This is a genomic window from Parazoarcus communis SWub3 = DSM 12120, from assembly GCF_003226565.1.
GTDB classification, from domain to species: Bacteria; Pseudomonadota; Gammaproteobacteria; order Burkholderiales; family Rhodocyclaceae; genus Parazoarcus; species Parazoarcus communis.
The window spans coordinates 1-497 of record NZ_QKOE01000120.1 but is presented as its reverse complement, the minus strand read 5'-3'; the positions used below and the strand labels follow the sequence as shown (position 1 = coordinate 497).

The 497-nt window shown below is 68.2% G+C and carries 1 protein-coding gene; it reads right to left on the bottom strand.

What is annotated here, in order from left to right; genetic code table 11:
- The coding region (locus tag DNK49_RS23335; RefSeq protein WP_133255183.1) for a glycosyltransferase family 2 protein at positions 1 to 497 on the bottom strand (497 nt) is incomplete at both ends.

The following is a 497-nucleotide window of genomic DNA, read 5'->3' as shown; positions in this document are numbered from 1 at the left end:
CGGTACGGCGTCTGCTTGCGCCAGTCGACCGTGCCGTTGGCCGTGTCGATCTTCGGGACACGCGCCGGATCGATCGGCGTGAAGGCCTGGTCGCGGTCGACGCGCGAGCGCTCGTGGCCGAACCAGTAGACGCAGCCGGCGATCAGCGCCCCCTGGCCGTCGATCAGCCGTGCGTTGCAGGCGGTGAAGCCGATCGCGTAGGTCTCGTTGAGATGGGCGGCGAGATGGCGCTCGAGGAAATCCTCGTTCCACAGATCGTCGGAGTCGAGGAAGCAGACGAAGGTGGCGCGCGTCTCGGCCAGGCCGCGGCGCGTAGCGCCGGTCTGGCCGACGTTCTTCTCCAGCCGGACGTGGCGAAAGCGCGAATCGTCGAGCTCGGTCAGGGTGCGCTGCACCTCGGCGACCGAGCCGTCGGTCGAGGCGTCGTCGACGATCACGCATTCGAAGTCGCGCAAGGTCTGGCGCGCGACCGAGCGGATGGCATCGCCGATATAGTC